Origin of the sequence: Spirosoma sp. (assembly GCF_026391055.1) — a bacterium.
Classification (GTDB): domain Bacteria; phylum Bacteroidota; class Bacteroidia; order Cytophagales; family Spirosomataceae; genus Spirosoma.
In genome coordinates this window covers 909,733-935,069 of record NZ_JAPLET010000026.1, presented here as the reverse complement: position 1 = coordinate 935,069, position 25,337 = coordinate 909,733, and the positions used below count along the sequence as shown (strand labels likewise).

The following is a 25,337-nucleotide window of genomic DNA, read 5'->3' as shown; positions in this document are numbered from 1 at the left end:
GTTTTTGATTAGAAGCCAATGCTCAAACCGCCTGTGAACTGCCGTGTTAAGGGATAGTTACCTACATCGATACCGAAGTTAGTATCGGCGTTACCACCTACACCTGGATCAATGCCCGAGTATTTGGTAATCGTTAACAAGTTATTGGTTGAAGCAAATACCCGAACGCGCTGTAGCTTCAGTCGATTTAGAAGCGATGCCGGGAAATTGTACCCGATCGAGAAGTTTTGTAACCGGAAGTACGAACCATCTTCTACGTAGTAGGAGTTCGACTGTCCATTGGTACTAAAGTTAGCCGCCGATTCGAAAATGGGTACAGTTGCGTTTGGATTGGGGTTGGTTGGCAGCCACGAATCTTTTACGCGGGCACTGATAGCCGCCCCGGCAAACGAGGGGTAGAAATCAGTGAACCACTTCGATACATTGAAGATTTTGTTGCCAATCGAGGTGTATGCATAGGTTTCAACATCGAAGCCTTTGTAGGTAAATCGCAGGTTTAAGCCACCCGTGAATTTTGGAACAGGGCTACCCAGGAACGTCCGGTCATCGGCATCAATCTTGCCATCGCCATTGATATCGGCAAAACGGAAACGACCCGGAGCCGCGCCGTCCTGTTTGGGAGCAGCGGCAACTTCTTCTTTACTCTGGAATAGACCCAATGTCTGGTACCCGTAGAAGGACGAGATGGAGTAGCCCAACTGGTTCCGGATAGGGTTAATACCACGGAAACCTGGGTTTACGCTGGTCAGGTAAGTCAGACCGGGAGCCAGGTAGACAATCTTATTACTTAAAACGCTGGCTGTTACGTTAACTTCGTAACCTACTTCACCACCAAGCTTTCCTCTGTTGATTATCTGAAGGTCAATCCCTTTGTTACGCATTTCCCCAATGTTTACGGATGGGGCAGCCGCGTAGTTACCAATTACGTCAGGAATTGGCACAGGAAAGAGCAAGTCTTTCGTATCTTTTTGCCAAAGGTCTAGAATAACATCCAGCTTACCGTTGAAGAACGTACCATCTAAACCAATGTTGGTCGTAATGGAGCTTTCCCATTTAGCTGAAGGGTTACCAATACGTGACCGATAATAGCCGTCTACAGTACTGGAGTTGCTACCATTGATGTCGTAGGCTGAGTTGCCCAGGTTGGCTGTGTACAGGTTGAACTGGTTGTTCGGGTCCACATTGTTTGAGTTACCCATGATACCGTAACCACCCCGGATTTTCAGATCGCTAACCCATGGCAGGTTTTTCATGAACTCTTCACCCGAAATCCGCCAGGCGACCGAACCAGCCGGGAACACACCATAGCGGTTTTGCGCACCAAAGCGGCTCGAACCATCTCTCCGTACAAGGCCTGTTATAATGTACTTATCGTTGAACGAGTAGTTTACCCGACTAAAGAGGGAATAGAAATTAATGCCCAGGCCATAACCACTACCCACTGTCCGGCCCGTTGAGGATACCGTGTTCAGTGTGATAAAGTTAGGGTCGAACGAAAAAGGATTTTGTCCATTACCTGACATATTACGGCCTATACCCGTGTTGAGGGCTTCCTGACCGAGTAATACATCGAGTTTATGCAACCCAAACTGGCGCTTGTAGTTAGCGGTATTGGTAAATACGTACGAGTAATTGTAGCTGGCATTTTCGTTGTAACTCGTGGCTGAGTTATTTTCCGAGTTCTCATACTGGATCCGGCCATAGCTCACACCATAGTTATTATTGATCTGACCACCAAGGCTGGTACGCAACGTTAATCCATCAATTGGTTCATATTCGGCATAAACGTTACCAAAACCATTGATGCTGAAGTTATTGTTGTTTGCCTGTCCCTGACGGCTGGCAACCGGGTTACGTGGGTTGTTAAAGCCTTTTGCGGCTGTACCGGCATAGCCACCAAATTCGTCATAGATCGGAATGATGGAAGGCATACGGTAGGCTAAGTTGAAGTCGTTTTCATCCGCAGCAATACCCTGACCACCCGCAGCACCACCCTGACCCCGAATCGAGAGGTAGGTAAACTGAAGGTTTTCGCCGATTCGAACACGCTTGGAGAGGTTAAACTCGCTGTTAGCCCGGAAGGTGTATCGCTTGAAGTCATTTTCAAGCAAAATACCCTGTTGGGTTTGTGCGCTCATACCAAAATAAAAACGACTGTTCTCACTGCCGCCTGAAAAACCCAGCGAATGGCGCTGAAGAGCTGCCTGGCGGGTGATGGCTTTGAACCAGTCGGTGCCTTCTTTGTTAGCGCGTACTACCTGATAAATGGCACCTGCTGTAGGATCAACATTGTATTTGAGTCTTTCTGCCGCTAAATCAATGTTACCTGTAACACCAGCCTGGCCTCCAACATTGATATAATCAGGAATGACCGGGGTGCTGCCTGTACCAAACTGCGGGTGGCTATAAATAGGCGTAGTGCCGTTCTGGTACGCTGTGTTCCGATACTGTTGCCAGGTCCAGTCGGCAAACTCTTTGGGGTTCAGGTTATTGGGGCCTTTGCCCGGATCTGTTACACCATATTGACCATCGTAGGTAATGCTGAGCCGTTTAGCCGTTTTCGACCCTTTTTTCGTGGTATAAACAATTACACCATTGGCGGCACGCGCTCCATAAATAGACGCCGAAGCCGCGTCCTTTAGTACCGTCGTGGTTTCAATATCGTCTGGAGCCAGGAAGTTAGTAGAGCTAACGGGTACGCCGTCAACTACATACAAAGGTTCGTTACCGCCAAAAGCACCAAATCCACGAATCCGCACCTGACTGGCGGTTCCGGGTTGTCCATTTGTAATGACCGTTAAACCAGAAACGCGGCCCTGTAGCTGTTGCTCAACGTTACCCGAGGGTACAGCTGTTAGCGCACGTGCCTTTACCGTCGAAACAGCACCGGTATTGTCGCGCTTACTGTCTGTGGTATAACCCGTTACAATTACCTCGTTCAGCGCAGTAGCATCGTCTTCGAGTTTGAGGTTAACCGCAGTACGGTTCCCCACCGTAATTTCCTGGGTTTTGAAGCCAATAGCCGATACCACCAGTACCGGATTAGCTCCCCGGATGTTTATTGCATAGTCGCCGTTTGCATCCGTCGCAGTCCCGGTTTGTGTTCCTTTCAGAACAACGTTGGCCCCTGGTACGGGGCCATCAATACCCGTAATTTTACCCGTCACACGACGGTCTTGGGCAGAGGCTGTAAAGCCCCAAAGCAGTAGTACTGCGCCCAGAAAAGCGGTCTGCAGAAACCTGTAGAGCGATGCTTTCATGAAGATTAGGTTGGTTAAAAATTTGGTTAAACAGGTCAATATTATAGAATGGAAATTGTATTTCAAAGGGAAAAAGTAACAATAAGGCAATATAGAAAAGAGAAAAATATTATTATATACTGGAATAGTTATAATCAAATTTTAATAAACTGTTGTAAATCAATAAATTAGCTTTTGTTATATGTTTATGAAATTGTTATAGTTATATTTACGTAAGTATAATTTACAGTAAAATTTTTTCTGAAAACTAAGTAAAAAGAATAATTAGAATGTAGTTTTTGAGTATTTGTTATACTAACTATTACATAATCAGGTAGTATATATTATGACTTAAACTAAATGAATTGAGTAGTTTTACATACAATTTAAATAGTAACTTTGAGTATATGATGAATTTCTGATTTGTAGGGGGGCTAGCCAGCTTAGTGACGAAGATTCCCGGATATTTGCCCAAGGAAGGGAAAACCAATTAACAGTGCCCATTCTAGGTGAAGCGACACTCAGCCAGTTTACTGTTTCCCGAAACGGTACTGTATACCCTGATAAATAGCGTTAATCTGTTCAATTCTGTACTAGATGAGGTCGGTACTAGTTAGACATGCTGCGTAGCGAGTTCAGTAAGCAAGTATGTCTTTATGTCCCTGCCGTAGCTCGGCGCGAAATTTTATTTGTTGAGTATACCTGTGGCAGCTCCGGGAGTTGATTGTTTGTAACGGAAAAAGGCCATCCTGCTGAGCAGGATGGCCTTTTTTATTGATACCGTTTTTTAACAGTTGCCTTAGTAACCGGGGTTTTGCTTAAATATCCCTTTCTGCAGGTCCATCTGAACTTGCGGAATCGGGAAGTACTCATCTTTACCGGCCGTAAACTTAGCACCCGAATAACCTAATGGCAGTTTCTGGCTTTCGTAGCTCAGGTACGCGTTCAGCACAGGTGCGGCAATGCCCCAACGAACAAGGTCGTAGAAACGGTGACCTTCTCCCGATAGCTCCAGCTTCCGTTCGAACCGAACAGCCGCCAAGGCATCGTCCTTGCTTGCGAAAGGAGTTGTGTAGTTACTGATTACATAGTTAGCTGCATTCTTTCCATCAGACGTTTTAACCCACGCATCGGCGTTAGCAGCTCTGGTTCTGACCTGATTGATGTAGCCACGGGCTACTTCCAGGCTACCAGCCTCGATTTCAGTTTCAGCAGCCATCAGCAATACATCAGCGTAACGGATGATGTTGTAGTTAATAGCCGAGTAACCATCCGTCCAGGAACTACCATCCGTCAGGGTTTTGTCCTGAGACCGGTAGAAGACAAACTTTTTAGGAGAGAACGGACCTGCATAACTCTGATCACGAATCCAGTCCAGACCTGGGTGAACCATCCAGTCCAGATAAGGAATACCACGGCGTCCAATAGACCAGTCAAGGCGAGGATCAACAGGACCAGCATCAGGTGTGAAAGCGGCTTTCGAATCAATACCCTGATCATTTTTCAATTGGTTAGCTCCGCTGTTATAAGAGCCATCTAACAGAGGCAGACCATTTGCATTAACCCGGAACGAGTTAGCCAGCTCGAAGCTTGGCGCAAAGAATCCGCAGCAACCAGCAGGACCGTTCGATCCTGTGTTATAGGGGAAGTTCAGGTCCAGTTCCTGCGCCGAGTTGGCTACATCACCCGTGTTAACGGCAGCCTGAATAGCAAACACCGACTCTTCGCTGTTATCTTTTGCCGCGTTGAAAACATCCGTATAGTTAGCCACCAAACCGTATTTTTTACCGTTGGTGGTTTTACCGTTGGCAATAACCTGATCGAACAGCGGTTTAGCCGCCGTATACTTCTTTTGGTACAGGTACGTCTTGGCTAAGTAAGCTGTAGCAGCCCATTTGTTAGCCCGACCAGCTGCACCCTGAGCTTCAGGTAAGTTGTCCTGTGCGAATTTGAAATCTTCCTCAATTTTTGGCCAGATGTCTACATCGTTTTTAACCAGTTCAATACCTGCTCCATAATCCAGCGTTTCGTCTATGTATGGTACCATGTTAAACGACCGCTTCAACTCAAAATAGTAATGTCCGCGCAGAAAGCGAGCTTCAGCAGCCAGCCGTTTTTTATCGGCGTCTGATACATCAGCGCTTGCCGAGGGTAATGTCCGCAGAACGGCATTGGCCCGGCTGATGCCTTCATACATTCCCTTCCACTTATCGTTGATATCACCATTTGAAGGTAATATTTCGTAGCGCTGGAAGGTTGAAAAGTTTGTGTTACCACCGCCATCGCCAGAGTTGGAGCCTTTGTTTGCTTCACCACCCGAAACGCTGCCCCGTACCCAGTTATACGAACTGGTTGCCCGAGAAAATCCCCGGCCGTTTAATTGTGCATAGGAGGAGAGAAGTATGCCCTCAAGTCCTGCTTTGGATGTTAGCTGATTGCTGGCCAACTGACCTGTTGCCGGTACATCCAGAAATTTGTCTTTACAGGCAAACGTAACCATGGTAAGTACCAGCGTTGCGATTGTGCCCTTTAGAATGATTTTTTTCATGGTTTGACTTTACCTACGATTAGATAATGTTTCATTAGAGCCGTGAGTTTGAATTGCCAAACTCACGGCTAATCCGTTGTTTTAGAAACCGAAGCTCAAGCCTACGTTATAGCCACGAGTAACGGGATAGTTACCAATGTCGATACCGAAGTTTTGGTCAGCCGAGCCGCCAACGGCTGGATCTAAACCGGAGTACTTCGTAATTGTGAACAGGTTCGTAGCAGACAGCGACAGTCTTAACCGGCTCAAGTTGGCCCGGTTCAGCAGGGAGGCTGGGAAGGTATAGCCCAGCGTCAGGTACTGCATCCGGCCATAAGAGCCGTTTTCTACGTAGTAAGAGTTCGACTCTGTGTTGGTGCTGAAGTTTGAGGTGTTCTCAAAAATGGGCACTCTAGTGTCGGTATGCGTTGGCAACCACGAATCTTTCACCCGCTGGCTAACAGCCGCCCCCGGGAACGAGGGATAGAAGTCGGTATACCATTTCGAGTTGTTAAAGATCTTGTTACCAAGCGAAGCATACACTTGTGTGTTCAGGTCGAAACCTTTGTATTTCAGCGTCAGCGTCAAACTACCTGTAAACTTAGGAATCGGGCTTCCCAGGAATGTGCGGTCGTCATCGTCGATTTTACCATTACCATCAATATCCTGATAACGGAAACGGCCAGGAGCAGCACCCGGTTGCGTAGGAGCGCCATCAACTTCTGCTTTGCTATTGAAGAGGCCAATTACGTTGTAGCCATAGAAAGATGACAGATCATGCCCAGGCTGATTGCGAACAACAGGTGAACTCAAACGCTGACCATTGGCGGTGAAGTAAGGTACCGATGGTGCAATGGCCGTGATTTTGTTATCCAGGATACTTCCAACTGCAGTAACCTCATAGCCCAGGTCGCCAACTACGTTGCCCCGCGTTGTAACGAGCAGGTCAATACCTTTGTTACGCATGCTGGCCACGTTCACGTAAGGGGCATTGGCACGAACACCAACTACGCCTGGGAGAGCCAGCGGATAGAGCAGGTCCTTTGTGTCTTTCTGCCAGAAGTCAAGAACGACTTCTAATTTATTGTTAAAGAAAGCACCGTCTATACCAATGTTTGAAGTGATACTGGTTTCCCACTTAGCGGCAGCATTACCAATCTGGCTGCGGTAGTAACCGGCCTGTACCGATGTGTTTGCACCCGCAATGTCGTAACTGTTAGCCGCGTTGGAACCAAACAGATTGTACTGGTTTGTCGAACTCAGGTAGTTCGAGTTACCCATCAAACCATAGCCACCGCGTACTTTCAAATCAGAAACCCAGGGCAGGTTCTTCATGAAATCTTCAGATGACAGACGCCAGGCCGCCGAAATAGCGGGGAATACCCCGTAGCGGTTCTGAGAGCCAAACTGCGACGAACCATCCCGACGAACTACACCCGTAAGGATATACTTGTCATTGAATGTATAACGCGCCTGAGCAAACAGGGAATAGAAGTTATTGCCCTTGCCGTAGTAGCTGTTTACACCACGCGTAGCGCCCGGCGTTGTCGTGCCAATGGTTACGTAGTTTGGGTCTGTCGTGAATGGGTTCAGACCGGAACCATTAATGCCGCGACCACTTCCGGTGTTAAGCGCTTCGATACCTGCTAAAACACTAACGTCATGAATGCCAAACTTTTGCTTGTACTGGGCCGTATTGGTGAACGTCCAGGCTAAACCAACGTTTGCCGATTCGTTATACACGTAGTTCGTGTTGTTCTCTGAGTTCTCGTACTGAGACCGGTTATACTGATTGCCGTAATTGCTGAAGTACGTTCCGCCCAGGCTACTGCGCAGCGTTAACGCCGGAATGACATCATATTCCAAGTAAGCATTACCAAAGGCAATCAGGTTATAGTTGAGGTTGTCCTTTGCTCCGATACGGTTAGCCACCGGGTTCCGGGCGTTATTAAAGCCCGACGCTGCTGTACCGGCATAGCCACCAAATGAGTTGTACACAGGGATGATCGGTGCCTGACGGAACGCCAGGAGGATATCGTTTTCGTCGGCCGCAACGCTGGAGTTGTTGTTCGTTCCATTACCGAGCGTGCTTCCTGTACTACCCTGCAGACCTGTTGTAGACACATAGGCTAGCTGGATGTTCTCACCGAACCGCAGTTTCTTCGTAATATCGAATTCCGTGTTCACACGTAAAGTGTAACGCGAGAAATCGTTATAAGTGATGATACCAGCCTGTTTCTGCATACCCAGACTTAGGTAAAACCGGCTCGACTCAGTGCCACCGGAGAAGCCCAGTGTGTGACGCATCAGGGGAGCTACGCGAGTGATAGCGCCATACCAGTCTGTTCCTGCCTTGTTTGCAGGAATGACATTGTAAATGGCTCCATTGGCAGGGTTAATGTTATACTTTGCACGCTCTGCTTCCAAGTTTACTGCAGATGCTGATACGCCTGTCTGGCCGCCTACCAGCAAATAATCCGGCAGAACAGGTGTTTGTCCTGATCCATACTGACCATTGGCAATACCCGTAAAGCTAGTTGGACCAACCGTTCCACCAGCCTGGAAAATATCGTTTTTGCGGGCCTGCCAGGTCCAGTCAGCCTGTTCCTGTGGCGTCAGAATTTTCTGACCATGACCTGGGTCGGTAACACCATACAAGCCATCGTAGCTAATGCTCAGTTTCTGAGCCCGGCGTTGGCCTTTTTTGGTCGTCAATACAATAACGCCCGATGCAGCACGTGCTCCATAAACAGATGCCGAAGCCGCATCTTTCAGAACCGTAGTCGACTCGATATCATCTGGAGCGATGTACTGGATGCTCTGGGTTGGTACACCATCAACAACGTACAAAGGCTGGTTACCACCAAACGAACCGAAACCTCGTACCCGAACCTGACTGGTTGTACCTGGCTGGCCATTGGTAATAACGGTTACACCAGCTACCCGGCCCTGCAACTGCTGTTCAACGTTTGTTGATGGCACAACTTTCAGTTGAGCTGGCTTCACTGTAGATACCGCGCCGGTTACGTCCCGACGGTTTTCTGTCGAATAACCTGTTACAACAACCTCGCTCAGGGCGGTGGCGTCGTCTTCGAGCGTTGCGTCAACCGATGTGCGGTTACCTACAGCTACTTCCAGCGTTTTGAAGCCAATGGCTGATATCACCAGCACCGGGCTAGCACCCCGAATGTTCAGTGCATAGTTGCCGTCAGCATCAGTGGCAGTACCCGTTTGGGTACCTTTAAGTACAACGTTGGCCCCTGGTACCGGGCCATCAGCGCCCGTGATCTTACCCGTTAGGCGACGGTCCTGGGCAGAAGCGTTTAAGCTCCACAGTAATAATACTGTGCCCAGAAAAGCGGTCTGCAGAAATCTGTAGAACGATGCTTTCATGAAAAATAGGTTGGTTAATTATTTAATAAAACGAATCAATATTATGAATGATAAATTGTATTTCAAAAAGAATTAGTAACAATATAGTGATTTTGAATCTATTAAAATGAAATTAATTAACTTAATAGTTATATAGCTTAATTAATGAAGTGTCTATCAATCAAACAGTTGGCTATTTCTTTGGATTATGGTTTATTGATTTGTTTATATTTATTTATTTTACTAATTAATATAAATAAAATAATATCATTTTCTTTACTTAAGTATTTATACGAGTACAATTAAGTATTTATATCTAACAACAAATAGGTATATATGGCTAATTGATTTTACTGTTTTTTAACATGGTAAATATTGTTCAAGTATACACTTCGTATATAACCAAGTCTTTAATTTATTGCTAAAATTTCGTAATAAATACTGCTTTTTTGTCATCATAAGTGGCTAGTTAACATGTAAAATAGCATTGGGTGTAGTATGCTTTATAGAAGATAACATTGCATAAATCTATGCTTGCCTAATTGTTGGTATGTATTTTATTGCTGTGCTCGTTCATCGACAAATTGCTGATCATTAAAGGATTATGATTTTATGTTTAAATTGGTTACATGTGAACGGCCTTAGTGTTTGTAACATTATTTTGTCCTGCTTTATTCAAACTTATGCCCGAATTCAACTAATGGATTTTTTGGAATAGTTGTTACACCGAGAGAGTAGACTTACTCCGAAGATAGGAATTAGAGTAAGTTATTGACTATAATTATACCGCTGATTTTTTAAGTACATAACTTTATTTAGGGAGGATAAATTAATGTAGTAAACTGACTTATTTTGCTAAACTATTTCAGAAATTTTAGAGAAGAACATACTTGATAACTGGTAAATTTTGAGCGTTAAAATTTGCTAGATTCATCGTCGGACTATGTATCATTTATAAGATTACCCGCAATGTGCTGCGTTCGTGAGTTTTCACTGTAACGAGATGAAGGGGATGAAAAATCATGATGATCAAATGCCTAAGACTAGTTGATTTATTATTGATTTTTTAGGTATATAATTCAATTGATTTTATTGTAAACTAATTATAATGATATTTAATTAGTTTATTGTTATAATTAGTGTCCATATATAGCGTATTTAAAGTTTTGTATGTGTCTGATTTGCCCTTCGGCATGGTTATAATATTGCCTGTTTATTTTAGTTTTTTGGTTTTAGTAAACCAGTGAAGGATGCAGAATATGGGACTATAATTCGGCTGTCTACTGTATTTTGCCTACCTTTCTGAGTACTCATGCATACTAACTTTTACTTCCTTAAGCAGCTTGGACCCGCTCTTGAAGGATACCTGTTGCCTCAATCGCCTGGTCCGAATATCCATGCCAATGAATCCATTACCGGCCTCCGCTTTATGGCGTGTTTTAGTCAGGATCGGGACGAGGTAGTTCTTGTATTTGCTCAGGCCAAAGGAAAAATTAACTATTATAAACCCTTCTATATCAAGGCAAGCCTCCGCCCCGATTTCTCCGGCTTGTTCTTTCCTGAAAGCGTACAGCGTGCGCGTACAAACAGCGTCGACTTGTTCGAGTCTATCGTTGGAGAGCCCGGTAAAGAACGGGCAGTTATTGGTGTACGGACGTTTCTGAATGAGCGCTGCCTGGCCATTGTACTGGAAGATGATGTTTCGCTAGTCTTTAAGTTCTTCGGTAATCGTCCCAACCTGTTGGCGTTTCAGGGAAATGAAGTAGTTGACTTGTTCAATCGCCAACTGGCGACTGATTCTCAGCTTCTGTTGGACGGTTTTGACCGGCCTATCGACCAATCGTATGCCGCTTTTGAGCAGGCTAACTTCGAGCGCAGAAAACTCTTCCCAACGTTTGGTAAAGTAGTAAACAGGTGGATTGACGAACAGGAAGCAAAGCGGGCCGTTAGGGGAGGACCCGAGAAGTGGGCTGTTCTTCAGGATGCGTTGTACCAATTGGAGCACCCGCACTACTTCCTGATTCGGCTGGAACACAAGCCAACGCTTAGCCTACTACCGTTCGATGACTTACCCGCTGATACGCCCCGACGTGAGTTTACGGACCCCATCGAAGCGGCAAACCGATTTTATACGTCGTTTAATGGATTGACTGTATTTGAGCATGAGAAAGCAAATCTGCTAAAACTGCTCGAAAAGCGTCGAAAACGGGCTGAGTCGCAGATTGATGTATCCCTGCAAAGGCTGCTATCGAAGGAAGAAGGAGCCAGCCATGAAGAAAAAGGACATATTTTGATGGCTAACCTGCACGATATTCCGTCTACTCCCAGTATGAAATCGCCGGAACGGGTTACCCTATACGATTTCTACCGGGACCAGCCTTTGGTCATTAAGCTTAAGCCTGATCTCACTCCGCAGAAGAATGCAGAGAACTACTACCGGAAGGCTAAGAACGAGAAGCTTGAAGAGCAGCATTTTTCCGACCAGATAGCAGCCCGCGAAGCCGAAATCGTTCGCATAGACCAGCAAAAGATAGATTTGGAAGCAATAAAAACGCTGAAAGATCTTCGTCGGTATATTAAACAGCATAATCTGCTGGTGGAAACAAACTACGCCAGCGCCGGAGAAGCAGCACCACTTTTTAAGGAGATAATGTTCGACTCGTTTCGTATTCTGATTGGCCGGAATGCCAAGAATAATGACCTTCTTACTCAGCGCTACACGTACAAGGATGATCTATGGCTTCATGCACGCGATGTTTCAGGCTCACATGTCGTCATAAAATATCAGCCTGGTAAAGCATTTCCAAAGCGGGTTGTTGAGCGTGCCGCCGAATTGGCCGCCTGGTATTCCAAACGGAAGATGGATAGCTTATGTCCGGTTACGGTAACCCCCAAAAAGTATGTTCGCAAGCCTAAAGGGTTAGCGGAAGGACAAGTTATAATTGAGAAAGAAGATGTTGTGCTGGTTGTACCAAAGGGGGAGTAAACAAGTCGGTAATTGGCTGCGCCTAAGTTGATAAGTGGCTGACGCGAAAACATTATTTATGCGTCAGCCACTTACCAACTTAGGCGCAGCCAATTACTAACTTATGCTCATTTACTGATCAACCACTACACTTAACTGAGCGACCATGAGTCGGTTCATCTCACTCCAGGTGTGATCCCACGAATTTTCTTTCAGGAACGAGTCGACTGCTTGCCAGTTGGAAGATTCCTTGGTCATCATACGCTCAATCGCCAGCTCGAACGTTTCGGCATTGTTCGCAATTTCCACCAGTTCTTTACTACCATAGGTCCGAATCACATCCCGAATCGGCGTTGATACGACCGGCAAGCCAGCCGCCAGATACTCAGGGGTTTTAGTAGGGCTGATAAACCGCGTCGATTCGTTGAGTGCAAAAGGTAATATGGCTACATCCCAGTTGCTGAAATACATCGGTAAATCTTTATACGCCTTCATACCCAGATAATGGACATTTGGCTGATGTGGAAGTAGCTTAGGATCTATTTTAACGATTGGCCCGAGAAGGACAAACTGCCAATCCGGACGACGTTCGGCTAGTTCACCCATGAGCTTGTAGTCGAACCGTTCGTCAATAACACCGCTAAAGCCAATCCGGGGAGTCGCAATTGAGCGCTGATCGACAGGATCGGGCTGGGGTTTACGAGCCGACGAGAAATGGGCAAAATCGATGCTGCTTGGAAAAGCAAACACATGTGGATGCCGACTTTGCTTAGCTTCATACAGACTGTAACCGCCCGTGAAAACAACGTCTGCCTGTTGCATCAATTGCTTTTCCTTTTGCAGTAGCTGAGGAGGGGCACCCCAGAAAGCGGATAACTCATCCATACAGTCATAGACCGTTAGGCTAGGCTCCAGATGGTCACTAAACAGCATCGCCATAGGCGTGTAATACCAGGCGACAAACGAACGAATGGTTTCACGAGCAATAAATTCGTCCAGCAACTGACGCTGTAGACGAATGGCTTCTTCAGGGTCAGTACCATGCGGCAGGTGTGGTACCAATACCGTGAGCCGATCTGTTTGCTTACTTACACTCATATGTAAGCTATCGCTCCACATAGGTTCCTCAAGAAACCATACCCGATAGTTTTTTGAGGCCCGGCTTAGTAAATGCTGAGGCCGCTGGTATACGAAGTTCCAGCGTAAGTGCGAGAAACAGATCAGATCAGGAATAACCTGGCTGGCAGAACCTGATAGAGGATTATGTGTAGTTGTAGATTTAGTTGACTGGACAGATAGGGTGGTGGCATTTGCCAAGTCGTTCGCTGAGGATGATACTTTCATGTTTGCTCGTGTAGGGTATTGAGTTAAATAGTCTGCTCATCAATTGACCAGCCTATAGACGCCTACTTAACAAACCAAGCCAGTCAGAAAATGTTAATTCCTGATCTGTTTAATTGAGGAAGCGGTTCCAGCTTTCGTAAATACGCTCCAAAACCCTCAAAACAGGATAAAAACACTAGTTTGTTGTCATTGATTTTTTGTTTTTATCCTCATTCAATTCAAACAGGTAGCCGTCCAGATCAGAGAAGTAGACCTGTACAATTCCATCAAAGCGTACCTGCCGATGATACGGGATGTTTTTAGCTTTCAGGTATTGCTCCGATTTGTTGATATCCTCCACAAACAGGGCATAATGGCTGCCGTTTTTATCATGAACGATCTGCTCTGTCCGGCCATCCAGAAGGTGAATCTGCTGGCCGTTTCCTAAATCAAACCAGGCACGAATGGCTTTCAGATTCTCTGGAACAGGAATTGGCTTTAGGCCCAGTACATCCCGATAAAAAGCCGCACTCGTTGGAACATCTTTTACGTGAATGGAAATATGATTATGTCGGGTAATACCAAGCTTATCCTGACCGAAAACAAAACCTGAGGTGGACACACTCAACGCAATAAGAAGAACAACTGCTAATTTTTTCACGACTTAAAAAGTCGTCAGTTTACTAAAACTACCCGGCTTTGTCGTCCATCCAATGTCTCAATTATTACCGTATAGCGGCCGGTAGGTAAGCCGTGGAGCGAGAGACTTTTGGTATGCTTGCCTGCTGTAAGCGATGGGTCGGTTATTGTTTGGAGACGTTGTCCCTGCAAATTAATGAGCGAAATAGTGGCGGCCCCACCAGAAGGCAGCGTAAAATCAACCAATAGGGTTTCGGTGGTTGGGTTAGGATATAAACGGAAGCTGCCCGGCGTAGGGTCATCAAGGGCGGTTACTACCGATGTAGAAGGGGTAACAGAGGATGAAACCGAAACGCTTTCAACGGTTTTTAAGATCCAGTTAGAAGGATCGACGACCAGGCCGGATACGGTACCTTTAGCGGGCAGGGTAAATGTTTGATCGGGTCGATCGTTGACAACCGTTACCGTTGTATCGCCCGCAGCTGATTTGATCTGTAATTGCACGGGCATGGTAAAGGAAGCTGGACTAGTAGCAAAGGCATTTCGTTGTTCCAGCCGTACCGTTACCGTCTTGTCAGTACTTCCCGGCGATACCGTTGCCTTATAAACCGGATAGCCTTCGCCATAAATCCATTCCTTAAAGAAGTAATCCAGCGAACGGCTGGAAACCTGTTCGGCTACAGTCTGGAAATCTTCAGTTACAGCCGTTTTATAGGCCAGTACAGGCGATTCGGCGTACGTGCGTATGGTGCGGGAAAAGGTGCTGTCGCCCAAAACACCCCGCAGCATGTGCAGAACAGCAGCCCCTTTGGCGTAAGTCCGTGAGCTACTGAAAATGTTGTTAAAGTTGGAAATGTCCTGCACATAAATGGAGCCTCGGGCCGTTCGGGCACTACTCATGAAATTGTTCATGTAGTTCTGATAACCAGCCAGCCCGCTTACGGATTCGGTATAGATCGCTTCGGTATAAGAGGCAAACCCTTCGTTGAGCCAGATATTCTGCCAGTCGCGGCAGGTAATTTTATCGCCGAACCACTGATGGCCCAGTTCATGAGCAATGACCGTTGGTGTCAATGAGGATATGCCCATCGACGAAATCGTCTGATGCTCCATCCCGCCATTGTTACGCGCAAACTGAGCATGACCGTATTTCTCGCGTAAAAACGGGTAAGGGCCAAACCGGTTCGAGAACAGCTGAATCATGCCCGGCGTCCGGTCGAGGCTAGCCTGAACCTGAACCAGGTTTTCGGGGTAGATGTAGTGCGTAACAGGCATGGTCTGGCTGCCATATGTGACGGGTGTGTTGTATTCACTATAATTGGAGACGGCTATCGAGATCAGATATTGGGCAATAGGGTAACTGTTGCGCCACAGATACGTTTTGGTACCGTCAGTATTCGACGTTGTGCTGACGAGTGCGCCATTTGAAACAGAAACGAGCTGAGCCGGAGCGGTAATACGCACCGACGACGAGTCGGCTTTATCGGCTGGTGTATCCCGGCAGGGGAACCAGTCCGAAGCGCCATAAGGTTCACTCAAACTCCATATGACGGGATCAGCTGTGCTTTCGTGTTTATCGAACTTGAAACTACCATTGGTCGTACTGTTTGGAATACCCTGATAAAACACTGTTAAGGTAAGCACCTGACCAATGGTGAGCGGCTGCGGAGGAGTGATGGTCAGTTTATTCTGGTCGTGCTGAAAGGGTAGCGTTCGACTGCCTGCTTTTACGGAATCGACTCGAAGACCCTCTCCGGTGGTTGCCGTTGTTGAGTTCAGGTCGAGGTAGAAACTGCCGAGCGAGGCCACCGTACTTTTAAGCGTAATTGTGGTGGCGGCCCGCAGCGTGTTTGGTGACGTAGTCAGTCGCATGTCGAGGCCGTAATACGTAACATCGATGGAGGCATCGCCCGGATAAGCCAGCCTTGCCTTCGGGTTGGCGGCCGACTGTCCAAAATAACGAACCTTGCCCATCCGACAGAAAAGTCCCCCGTCGGTACTGTCCTGGGCGCTGACGAAACAGGGAAGAAAAAACAGAAGCAGGTAGCCGATTCGCATAACGGATAAATAGTTTCTGACGTAACCAGAAAGGTAATGAGTCCGTTAGAAAACGTTTAGCTTTCGGACTGATTGCCTGCGTTCAGCCATTTTGTTGGCTGTGCCTCGGCTTCTGCCTGCGCCTTGAGGGCTTCCAGCTTTTGCTGATCGGCTTCGGGTAACTGGAGCTGCCAACCCATTGAACTCGCCAGTTGATACATCATGTACTGAATCTGGTTATTGGCAATTTTAGGCAGATCGCTCTGCATAGCCCGTTCGTTCATGGCTCGTTTGGCTTCGTCAAGAATCTGCGTATAATCGTCACCACTAAAGTGGTTCAAAATGCCGGCCTGTATGTCGTAAAACTTGTAATCAGTATCGATAGACAAGACTTCTGGTTCGGGAAATGACTCGATGATCAGCTTTTTGTCTCCATTATCGGGTGCCCTGAACCGGACTTTTGCAAAGTCGAAACCAACCAGCACTTTGGATCGGGCAATGACCATCGCTTTTTTGGGGTCATTGAGGAGATATAAAATTTTCTTCTGATCCTGGTAGTTGTAAATTTCCGAGAAGTACCCTTCGGCCATAACCACCTTGAATACTTTCTCAATCCGTTCCAGCAGAATGACCGAGTCTGTTCGAATATTTGTGATGCCCGTACGCCTACGCAATGCATTTGCCAGGGCAACGCCCCCGCCTGCACCAACGAGCAGCAATAAAACGGTGGTTAGGAAATCCATAATGAGCTAAATGTATAATGAATACTGGTTAATGAGAAATGGACAATGTATACTGGCTAACTCCGTCCAGTATACATTGTCCATTTCTCATTAACCATTGACGTTTACTTCGCGTAAGCTACTGCCCGCATTTCCCGAATGACCGTTACTTTGATCTGACCGGGATACTGCATTTCTTTCTCTATTTTTTGCGAAATTTCGTACGATAGAATACCGGCACGCTCATCGGAAACATGATCGGCATCGACCATAATCCGCAACTCGCGACCGGCCTGAATGGCGTAGCACTTGGTTACGCCCGGAAAATTTCCGGCCAGTTCTTCCAGCTCCTTGAGCCGTTTGATATACGACTCCATCATCTCACGACGGGCACCCGGCCGTGAGCCTGATACGGCGTCGCAAACCTGCACAATCGGCGAAATCATACTCGTCATCTCGATCTCGTCGTGGTGAGCACCGATAGCATTGATAACTTCTGGATTCTCCTTGTATTTCTTGGCAAGCTCCATGCCCAGTATAGCGTGGGGCAGTTCGGCTTCTTCAGGCCACACTTTGCCAATGTCGTGAAGCAGTCCAGCCCGCTTGGCGAGCTTGGCATTCAGGCCCAGTTCAGCCGCCATGGTTGCGCACAGTTTGGCTACTTCGCGGGAGTGCTGGAGCAGGTTTTGCCCGTAACTCGACCGGAAGCGCATCCGGCCAACCATCTTGATCAGTTCGGGGTGAAGACCGTGAATGCCGAGGTCGATGACAGTCCGTTCGCCGATCTCAACAATTTCGTCTTCAATATTTTTGCGGGTTTTAGCAACGATCTCTTCAATCCGGGCGGGGTGGATACGGCCGTCCTGTACCAGCCGGTGCAGGGAGAGCCGGGCAATCTCGCGCCGAACCGGATCGAAGCCCGAAATGATAATGGCTTCTGGGGTATCATCGACGATAATTTCGACGCCGGTTGCAGCTTCGAGAGCACGAATATTACGGCCTTCCCGTCCAATAACTTTGCCCTTTACATCATCTGATTCGATGTTGAAAACAGACACACAGTTTTCAATGGCGTGCTCGGTAGCCGTTCGCTGGATGGTTTCGATAACCACCTTTTTCGCTTCTTTGGTAGCGGTCAGCTTAGCTTCTTCAATAATATTTTTGATGTAGGAGGAAGCCCGTGTTTCGGCCTCGGCTTTCAGCGTTTCTATGAGTTGCTCACGTGCCTGCTCAGCAGACAGACCCGCAATTTTTTCGAGCTGAGACACCTGATCAGCGAGCATACGGTCGGCTTCCTGCTGCCGGCGGTCAACGTCTTCACGGCGTTTGTTGAGAGCCTCAATCTGTTGCGCGAGCGTGTTTTTTTGCTGCCCAAGTTCATTGCGCTGCTGGTTCAGCTCACCTTCACGGGTGCGCTGCTGATCGGCCTGTTGTGCAAGTTGTTGTTCGCGCTGCTTGAGTTTGGTTTCGTTCTGAAGAAGTAGATTTCGCTTCTGATTGGTTGTTTCCTCAAATTCCGTTTTCAGCTTCAGGTATTTTTCTTTTGCTTCCAGTATCCGATCTTTTTTTATCGTTTCGGCCTGTAATTCAGCATTTTTCAAAATAGCTGCTGCTTTTTCTTCTGCATCTTTCTCATGCTTCGCGCGAACGCCCGCCATGGTTTGGCGACCAATTAATATGCCAATACCACCCCCTGCAAGGGCGGCAAGAATCGTTAACCAAATTGGAATGTCCATTGGACTATATCGTTAGGATTGAACAAATAAACCATCAATCTGCTGCGATACGAGTGCCCTGAACGCTTACTCTGGGTATTGTGGGATGTAATCCCGCCGTTGTTTATGTCGTGACGACCGGCGTGATAACCTGGTCTAATTGAGTTATTTTGTCAAACACCATTTGTTGTAATCGCTGCATTTGTCTTTCTCCTCTGAGCTTGGTGACCAAGCAGTCGAAGGCTATCATTGCCAGGGCCTCCTGCGTATCAGTAAGCCCTTTTTCCCGGTATTGCTTCAGTTCTTCCTGAATCAGCTTGGCGGCTTCGCGTACTATAGCTTCCGAGTCCGGCTCTACGGCTAATTTGTAGAATCGGTCGGCAATTTTTACGCGAATTGGCAGTTCTTCCATCGCTGCAGTCGGCTCAGATAGGGCGTTCCCCCCGGAGCCAATTTGGGTTTATGACAAACTACTCAAATGAGCAATGCACCGTTCCAGTTCCCGGATATACTCGTCGAGTTGTCGTTTTAATTCAGCATTCGTATCTGTCTCAGACAGATTGTCTTTTACAATTATACCAACATCTTTCGACTTTGGTGTATTTTTTTCCGAATTAACAGGTTTTTTCCGCAGTTGCCTGACCAAATCCTGTTGTTCTTTCAAACTTTCCTGAAGGGTTGCATTCTCCAGTTCCAGTTGTTCGACCTGCTTCTGCGCATCAACATACTCTTCCCTAAGCTTTTTGAGTTTATGCTCAAAACGCTCGACCAGTGCAATAATTTGATGTTCGCTAACCACAGTATAAAGTAATTGATTAATTAGTGAAATGGTTAACTGGTTGAAACTAGTTGACTAATTAACCACTCCACTATTATTTTCTGATTACTGCCCCTAACTCCTGCTCAAAAGCCGTCATGAGCCGTTGCATTGTTTTATCAATTGTTGCTTCCGTAAGGGTCTGGGTGGTATCCTGAAGCATGAAACTGACTGAATAGGCTTTTTTGCCAGCACCCAGATTCTCTCCTTCATACACATCAAACACATTCACAGACCGTAATAATTTCCGTTCCGTTTGTCGGGCCAGCTTACTGATCTGCTCGAACGAAATGGCCTGATCAAGTACCAGCGACAGGTCACGACGAACTTCGGGAAATTTGGAAACCTCCTCGTAGCGTACTTTGGTCGTTGCTAGTTTGAGCAGAGCCTGCCAATCGAAGTCGGCGTAAAACACAGGCTGTTTCAGATCTACCAGCTTCGTCAGTTTGGGGTTTACTAACCCCAGGCTAACAAGTGGTTTTTTATTGACAACATACGTCACGCCATACTGGAAAAGGGTAGTGTCGGCGGGTTGGGTTTCGTAAGCTTTGACCCGGAATAGGTTTAGTATCCGCTGAACAGCCGTAGCCAGGTCATGAAACGCCACCGGTTGTGCTTTCTGAAGCCAGTTTTCGGGTTGCTGGTTGCCGAGAATAGCCAGGCTCATCCGTATCCGTTCAACGTATTTCGTAGTCGAATCGTCAAGTTTTACTTTATGATAAACCTTGCCAAATTCGAATGTCTTCAAGTCTTTCTGCCGTCGGTTCTGGTTATACAACAGCGTTTCGAGCGCCGAGAACAGCAGCGTTTGCCGCATAACAGACAGCTCCTCGCTAAGGGGATTGAGCAGCGTTACGTCCTCGCCGGGCAATGACGACCGGATGGCATCATTATAGGCCGGACGGGTTAGTGATAGGGTCAGGATTTCGTAAAAGCCATTGGCCGCCAGCAGCTGGCCAACCCGGCTTTGCCATTGATCAGGGTCTGTTTTGGGGAATTCCGATAACGAATCAGCCGCCAGGTTTACCGACAGGGGAACGTTATCAAGCCCATAGATTCGAAGTATTTCTTCAACAACATCGGCCTCACGCGTTACATCGACGCGGTAGGGAGGCACAATGGCCAGAAAACCTGCATCGGTCTTTTCTTCGGCCTGAATGTCCAGTGCTTCCAATATCCGATGAATCTCAGAGTGGTCGATTTTGATGCCAATCAGTCGATCGATGTTACGGTAACGCACCGGCACCCGGAATGACTCGATCGGGTCTGGGTAAATATCGGTAACAGCTGAACTAACCGTTCCACCGGCCACTTGCTGAATGAGCAGGGCAGCGCGTTTCAGAGCAAATACCGTTATGTTGGGGTCAATGCCACGCTCGAACCGGAACGAGGCATCTGTTTTCAACCCGTGGTGCTGGGCCGTTTTACGAACAGACGTTGGTGAGAAATAAGCAGATTCCAGGAAGATGCTGGTCGTTTGGGCCGATACACCCGAATACTGACCGCCAAAAACACCAGCGATACACATCGGCTTTTCAGCATCGCAGATCATCAGATCGGTAGCCGTCAGTTTCCTTTCCACACCATCCAGGGTTATAAAAGGCGTACCCTCCGGTAATGTTTTCACGATGACCTTACCGCCTGCAATCCTGGCGGCATCGAACGCATGGAGGGGCTGACCAAGGTCATGACAAACGTAATTGGTTACGTCGACGACGTTGTTGATGGGGTTGAGGCCAATACTAAGTAACCGTTGTTTCAGCCAGTCGGGCGATTCGCCAACGGTCAGGCCACTTAACGTAACCCCGGCGTACCGCGGGCAGGCTGTCGTATCTTCCACATGTACATCGAGCGTCAGGTCTGTGCCAGCTACGGCGAAGGCGTCTACGGAGGGCAGGCGAAGGGGCCGTTTGAGTACGGCTTTCAGATCGCGCGCTGTACCGTAGTGAGACGCGGCATCGATTCGGTTAGGCGTTAACCCAATGGCGATTTGATAATCTGATTCGAGGTTGAAATAACGGGCTGCGGGTGTCCCGTTTGGCAGCTGGGACGCCGGACCGTCCGGGTCCAGCACAATAATACCTGCGTGGGATGTGCCCAGGCCAATTTCGTCTTCGGCACAGATCATCCCTTCGGAGGCTGCGCCCCGAATTTTGGCTTTCTTAATCTGAAAGGGTTCGCCGGCGCTTGGATAAAGTGTAGCCCCCACCAGTGCGACAATCACTTTCTGACCAGCTGCCACATTGGGTGCACCGCACACAATAGGTAAGGGCTGTTCGGCTCCAACATCAACCGTAGTCAGGCTCAGTTTATCGGCATCGGGATGTTTAGAACAGGTCAGTACCTGGCCAATAACTACGCCCGACAGTCCACCGGGTACAGCATCTATCTTTTCTATTCCTTCGACTTCAAGTCCCGTTGCGGTTAAAATTTTACCGACTTCTTCGGGTGACTCGGGTAATTCAATGAACTCTTGTAACCATTTATAGGAAACTTCCATACAGCGGCAAAGCAGATAATTACTGCAAAGTTAGCCATTTGCTTGATTGGCTACTTGCTCATTCAGGTAATTGACACCAAAAAACTGACAGGGTTCAGGTTGGCTACTCGTGGGGAATGTATTTTTCGCCAGCCTTTACCGCCACTTTCAGGGTGTTTTCTGCTGGGGGTAGTGGACAGGCGTAGCCGGGATTATAGGCGCAATAGGGGTTATAAGCCGTGTTAAAGTCCAGCGTGGTGCGCGTATCGGTGAGCGTGGCAGGATCGAGTTCCAGATAGCGTCCGCCCCCGTATGTCTCTTTGCCCGAAGTCGCATCCCGAAAGAGAATGGAGTATGTATTTTCCTGCTTAACGATCAACAGTCGGTGTGCTTCGCCATCCAGACTGAAAACGGCATGGGCAAATTTTTCGTACACTTCTTCGCTGCCATCGCTCATGCTAACGACCAGCTTCTGGGTCTTGTCGGCAAAAGGTTCAAGTCGGGCCGTAACCCGGTAAGACGGGTCAGGGGCAAAATAGGTGAGTCCTTTAAAAGACGACTTATCCGTGAATGGCGACTCAGTACTGGTTCGCATAAACTTGTCTTTTTCAGTGCGTTTCACGTCTACTTGCTGGCGGTAGGTAGCCGGGTCAATGACCTCACCTATACTACTGGATGAAGTAATATTACCACCGTCGAAGAAGGTATAATAGAGGACGATTAGACTCAGTAAGAACAATCCGGTTAAGAAGAATCTATTCTTTATCATGATTTTATAGACAAAAAGGGATTAAAAATGGGTACATATATCATATAAGTTTAACTTTACATAGATTTGTAAGTATTTATGCTTAGTGAATTAATTGTGGCATACTGTTCAATTCGTTTTTAATAATTTTAGAACCGCCAATATAAATCAGCTACTTCATTAGTCAAACCAGTTTTGCGGATGGCCAAACTTTACGAATTAACAACATACGAATCCGATACGGGAAACTTAACCGTTTTTGAAAAAATTATTCCTGGCGTAATTCAACGCGTCTTTTACATTTACGAAGCTGGCAGTGGCACTCGTGCGGGTCATCGACATCATCAGGCCTGGAATGCACTTATCTGCCTGAGAGGTAGCTGCCGGGTTTATAACAACGATGGCGCAAAGGAGGAGGTGATTCGCCTGGCTACTCCACGCCAATGTCTGGTTCTCGAACCTAAAGACTGGCATAGCATGGATGAGTTCTCCGACGATGCTATTCTACTGGTCGTTTCAAATGAGTTGTACGATAAAGACGATTACATTTACGAGCCTTATCTGAACGGCCAAATGGAGAATAGTCTACTTATGGCTGCTTCTGAATGATTCCGTTTCTGGACTTAAAACGTATTAACGAACCTTATCAACAGAGTATTACCTCAGCCGTTGGACGGGTCACGAAATCGGGCTGGTATGTGCTAGGACAGGAAGTCGAAGCGTTTGAAAGTGAGTTTGCAGCCTATTGCCAGACCAGGCATTGTGTAGGCGTTGCCAATGGGCTGGAGGCTTTGACATTAGTGTTGAACGCATGGGCTTTTCCGGCTAAAAGTGAGGTCATCGTTGCATCGAACGCCTACATTGCTTCGGTACTCAGCATTACGCATGCTGGGTTGACTCCCGTTTTTGTTGAGCCCGATCCACGCACCTACTTACTCGACCCTCTCCGTATTGAAGCAGCCATTACGGCCAATACCCGGGCAATTCTGCCCGTGCATCTGTATGGCCGCTGCTGCGATATGGATGCAATCAATAAGCTGGCTCAACGATATGGCCTGAACGTGCTCGAAGATGCCGCTCAGGCACATGGTGCCAGTTACCAGGGTAACAGGATACAGCAAAGAGCGGGTAATCTGGGCGATGCCGCAGGCTGGAGCTTTTATCCAACCAAAAACCTTGGGGCGCTGGGTGATGCCGGGGCTATTACAACAAATGATAGTGTGCTTGCCGAGCGTTTGCGTGCCTTGCGAAACTATGGGTCCGGGCAAAAGTACATAAACGACTATCTGGGATTCAACAGTCGTTTGGATGAACTTCAGGCTGCCGTGCTATCGGTTAAACTGCCGGGGCTGACCGAAGCGAACAACCGTCGGAAAGAACTGGTAAAACGATATCTAACTGGTATTACCAACCCGGACGTTGTACTGCCGCCGGCCGATCAGGTTGAACTAGATGCCTGGCACTTGTTTGTTATTCAGCATCCCAGGCGCGACGATTTCCGGGCTTATCTACTGGAGCAGGGTATTGGAACGGATATACATTATCCTATCCCGCCCCACCATCAGCAGGCTTATGCGGCATACGCTCATTTATTCCTGCCAATTGCCGAGCAGTTGCACCAGAACAGCCTGAGTTTGCCCCTCAACCCGGCGTTGACGGATCATGAGACCGACTTTATTATCGAGACCATTAATTCAATAAGTAAAACAACGAACGTCTGAATCGCCATTACCGACCTGACACGCTCCTTTTTTGCTTTTCACACTTTTAGATTCATGTTTTTATCCGTCGTCATTCCAGTTTATAACAGCGAACGTACCATTGCCCCGTTGACAGAACGGTTGCAGGGGTGGCTGGCCGGACTGGCGTTTGAAATAATTCTGGTTAATGACGGCAGCGCTGATCGTTCGGAGAGTGTGTGCCAACAGCTTGAGAATCGATACGATAATGTGACGGCTATTTCCCTTCGTCGCAATTTTGGTGAGTTCAATGCCGTACTATGTGGCCTGAATCACACAACGGGTCAGTATGTAGTCATTATTGACGATGATTTTCAGAATCCACCCGAGGCCATCCTGACGCTTGTTGAGGCTGCTGAGCATGGGCAATACGATGTGGTTTATAGCCGGTACGCCCAAAAGAAGCATCACTGGTTTCGAAATATTGGTAGCCGGCTTGTAAACATCCTCACAACCTATTCCATAGGTAAGCCCAAGGACCTGTACCTGTCAAGCTTTAAGGTTATCCGTCGCGAAGTGGTGGACGAAATCTGCCGTTACAAAGGGCCTTATCCGTACATCGACGGGCTGATCTTTCGAACAACAACTACAGTAGGGAGCGTTGAGGTACCGCATAATGCCAGGACTGAAGGGCGTTCGGGTTACACGGTCCGTAAACTTGTTTCGTTGTTTATAAACGTGTTTATCGGTTATTCACTTTGGCCAATCCGGATGTTTACTGTTTTAGGGGCTGCTCTGGCAAGCCTTGGGGTGTTCGGTGGTCTGTTGCTGGTAATAGGCTGGCTGACGAATCGGATTGACTTTGGCGGCTGGATAGTTGTTATGTGGGCTATTGTGACCGGTTTGGGCGTTCAACTGCTATTCCTGGGTGTGCTGGGCGAGTACCTCGGTAAGTTATTTATGGCCCACAGTGGACTGCCGCCCTACGTTATCAAGTATAAAGGCCTGCGGAAAGAGCAAGCGGTAGAGCAGTAATCAGGTCAGCGTTATGATCGGCGTCTTCAGGATCTACGTC

At 47.4% G+C, this 25,337-nt stretch carries 16 protein-coding genes; 4 read left to right on the top strand and 12 right to left on the bottom strand.

All coding sequences use genetic code 11. The features are described from left to right. Positions 1 to 8: 8 nt before the first annotated feature. From NT073_RS27355 to NT073_RS27345, 3 genes are all read right to left on the bottom strand, one after another. A complete protein-coding gene (locus NT073_RS27355) occupies positions 9 to 3,260 on the bottom strand; it encodes a TonB-dependent receptor (RefSeq protein WP_297380158.1) in 3,252 nt (1,083 codons plus the stop codon). Between the two features lie 778 nt (positions 3,261 to 4,038). Further along, entirely contained in the window at positions 4,039 to 5,787 is a 1,749-nt protein-coding gene (locus tag NT073_RS27350; RefSeq protein ID WP_297380156.1) for a RagB/SusD family nutrient uptake outer membrane protein, read from the bottom strand. 81 nt (positions 5,788 to 5,868) lie between these two features. Further along, the gene (locus NT073_RS27345) at positions 5,869 to 9,159 is read right to left on the bottom strand and encodes a TonB-dependent receptor (RefSeq protein ID WP_297380153.1); all 3,291 of its coding nucleotides are present in this window, start codon (positions 9,157 to 9,159) and stop codon (positions 5,869 to 5,871) included. A 1,291-nt stretch (positions 9,160 to 10,450) separates the two neighbouring features. On the opposite strand from NT073_RS27345, the gene NT073_RS27340 reads away from it, so the two are divergent. Continuing rightward, complete coding sequence (locus NT073_RS27340; protein WP_297380151.1) at positions 10,451 to 12,124, top strand: NFACT RNA binding domain-containing protein; 1,674 nt, start codon at positions 10,451 to 10,453, stop codon at positions 12,122 to 12,124. 111 nt (positions 12,125 to 12,235) lie between these two features. Here the strand turns inward: NT073_RS27340 and NT073_RS27335 are convergent, their stop codons facing one another. The 9 genes from NT073_RS27335 to NT073_RS27295 all read right to left on the bottom strand — a co-directional run bounded on the left by NT073_RS27335 (position 12,236) and on the right by NT073_RS27295 (position 22,604). Further along, positions 12,236 to 13,447: a glycosyltransferase family 1 protein gene (locus NT073_RS27335; RefSeq protein ID WP_297380149.1), complete on the bottom strand. Its 1,212-nt coding sequence runs from the start codon at positions 13,445 to 13,447 to the stop codon at positions 12,236 to 12,238. 175 nt (positions 13,448 to 13,622) lie between these two features. Then, positions 13,623 to 14,087, bottom strand: coding sequence for a VOC family protein (locus NT073_RS27330; protein WP_297380147.1), 465 nt, complete (start codon positions 14,085 to 14,087; stop codon positions 13,623 to 13,625). Between the two features lie 14 nt (positions 14,088 to 14,101). Continuing rightward, positions 14,102 to 16,123: a M1 family aminopeptidase gene (locus NT073_RS27325; protein WP_297380145.1), complete on the bottom strand. Its 2,022-nt coding sequence runs from the start codon at positions 16,121 to 16,123 to the stop codon at positions 14,102 to 14,104. Between the two features lie 56 nt (positions 16,124 to 16,179). Next, positions 16,180 to 16,845, bottom strand: coding sequence for a DUF4230 domain-containing protein (locus tag NT073_RS27320; RefSeq protein WP_297380142.1), 666 nt, complete (start codon positions 16,843 to 16,845; stop codon positions 16,180 to 16,182). A gap of 104 nt (positions 16,846 to 16,949) precedes the next feature. Beyond that, complete coding sequence (gene rny, locus NT073_RS27315) at positions 16,950 to 18,560, bottom strand: ribonuclease Y (RefSeq protein WP_297380140.1); 1,611 nt, start codon at positions 18,558 to 18,560, stop codon at positions 16,950 to 16,952. A gap of 103 nt (positions 18,561 to 18,663) precedes the next feature. Beyond that, positions 18,664 to 18,951 carry a cell division protein ZapA gene (locus tag NT073_RS27310; RefSeq protein ID WP_297380139.1) on the bottom strand — a complete coding sequence of 96 codons (288 nt, stop codon included), beginning with the start codon at positions 18,949 to 18,951 and terminating at the stop codon, positions 18,664 to 18,666. Positions 18,952 to 18,999: 48 nt separating this feature from the next. Then, positions 19,000 to 19,338 carry a hypothetical protein gene (locus NT073_RS27305; protein ID WP_297380134.1) on the bottom strand — a complete coding sequence of 113 codons (339 nt, stop codon included), beginning with the start codon at positions 19,336 to 19,338 and terminating at the stop codon, positions 19,000 to 19,002. 73 nt (positions 19,339 to 19,411) lie between these two features. Further along, positions 19,412 to 21,856: a phenylalanine--tRNA ligase subunit beta gene (gene pheT / locus NT073_RS27300; protein ID WP_297380132.1), complete on the bottom strand. Its 2,445-nt coding sequence runs from the start codon at positions 21,854 to 21,856 to the stop codon at positions 19,412 to 19,414. 103 nt (positions 21,857 to 21,959) lie between these two features. Beyond that, positions 21,960 to 22,604: a DUF1684 domain-containing protein gene (locus tag NT073_RS27295; protein ID WP_297380129.1), complete on the bottom strand. Its 645-nt coding sequence runs from the start codon at positions 22,602 to 22,604 to the stop codon at positions 21,960 to 21,962. A gap of 180 nt (positions 22,605 to 22,784) precedes the next feature. On the opposite strand from NT073_RS27295, the gene NT073_RS27290 reads away from it, so the two are divergent. Genes NT073_RS27290 through NT073_RS27280 form a run of 3 tightly spaced genes read left to right on the top strand, consistent with a single transcriptional unit; the run spans position 22,785 to position 25,297 of the window. After that, positions 22,785 to 23,192: an FdtA/QdtA family cupin domain-containing protein gene (locus tag NT073_RS27290; protein WP_297380126.1), complete on the top strand. Its 408-nt coding sequence runs from the start codon at positions 22,785 to 22,787 to the stop codon at positions 23,190 to 23,192. Continuing rightward, the gene (locus NT073_RS27285; protein WP_297380123.1) at positions 23,189 to 24,304 is read left to right on the top strand and encodes a DegT/DnrJ/EryC1/StrS family aminotransferase; all 1,116 of its coding nucleotides are present in this window, start codon (positions 23,189 to 23,191) and stop codon (positions 24,302 to 24,304) included. The genes NT073_RS27290 and NT073_RS27285 overlap by 4 nt, the downstream gene beginning before the upstream one ends. 54 nt (positions 24,305 to 24,358) lie before the next feature. Next, complete coding sequence (locus tag NT073_RS27280; protein WP_297380121.1) at positions 24,359 to 25,297, top strand: glycosyltransferase family 2 protein; 939 nt, start codon at positions 24,359 to 24,361, stop codon at positions 25,295 to 25,297. The last annotated feature ends 40 nt before the right edge of the window (positions 25,298 to 25,337 follow it).

Coding starts and splice junctions, on each gene's coding strand:
- NT073_RS27345 (WP_297380153.1), bottom strand. CDS start 9,159: ATGAAAGCATCGTTCTACAGATTTCTGCAGACCGCTTTTCTGGGCACA.
- NT073_RS27295 (WP_297380129.1), bottom strand. CDS start 22,604: ATGATAAAGAATAGATTCTTCTTAACCGGATTGTTCTTACTGAGTCTA.
- NT073_RS27290 (WP_297380126.1), top strand. CDS start 22,785: ATGGCCAAACTTTACGAATTAACAACATACGAATCCGATACGGGAAAC.
- NT073_RS27310 (WP_297380139.1), bottom strand. CDS start 18,951: ATGGAAGAACTGCCAATTCGCGTAAAAATTGCCGACCGATTCTACAAA.
- NT073_RS27280 (WP_297380121.1), top strand. CDS start 24,359: ATGTTTTTATCCGTCGTCATTCCAGTTTATAACAGCGAACGTACCATT.
- NT073_RS27320 (WP_297380142.1), bottom strand. CDS start 16,845: ATGGATTTCCTAACCACCGTTTTATTGCTGCTCGTTGGTGCAGGCGGG.
- NT073_RS27285 (WP_297380123.1), top strand. CDS start 23,189: ATGATTCCGTTTCTGGACTTAAAACGTATTAACGAACCTTATCAACAG.
- pheT (WP_297380132.1), bottom strand. CDS start 21,856: ATGGAAGTTTCCTATAAATGGTTACAAGAGTTCATTGAATTACCCGAG.
- NT073_RS27335 (WP_297380149.1), bottom strand. CDS start 13,447: ATGAAAGTATCATCCTCAGCGAACGACTTGGCAAATGCCACCACCCTA.
- NT073_RS27325 (WP_297380145.1), bottom strand. CDS start 16,123: ATGCGAATCGGCTACCTGCTTCTGTTTTTTCTTCCCTGTTTCGTCAGC.
- NT073_RS27340 (WP_297380151.1), top strand. CDS start 10,451: ATGCATACTAACTTTTACTTCCTTAAGCAGCTTGGACCCGCTCTTGAA.
- rny (WP_297380140.1), bottom strand. CDS start 18,560: ATGGACATTCCAATTTGGTTAACGATTCTTGCCGCCCTTGCAGGGGGT.
- NT073_RS27355 (WP_297380158.1), bottom strand. CDS start 3,260: ATGAAAGCATCGCTCTACAGGTTTCTGCAGACCGCTTTTCTGGGCGCA.
- NT073_RS27350 (WP_297380156.1), bottom strand. CDS start 5,787: ATGAAAAAAATCATTCTAAAGGGCACAATCGCAACGCTGGTACTTACC.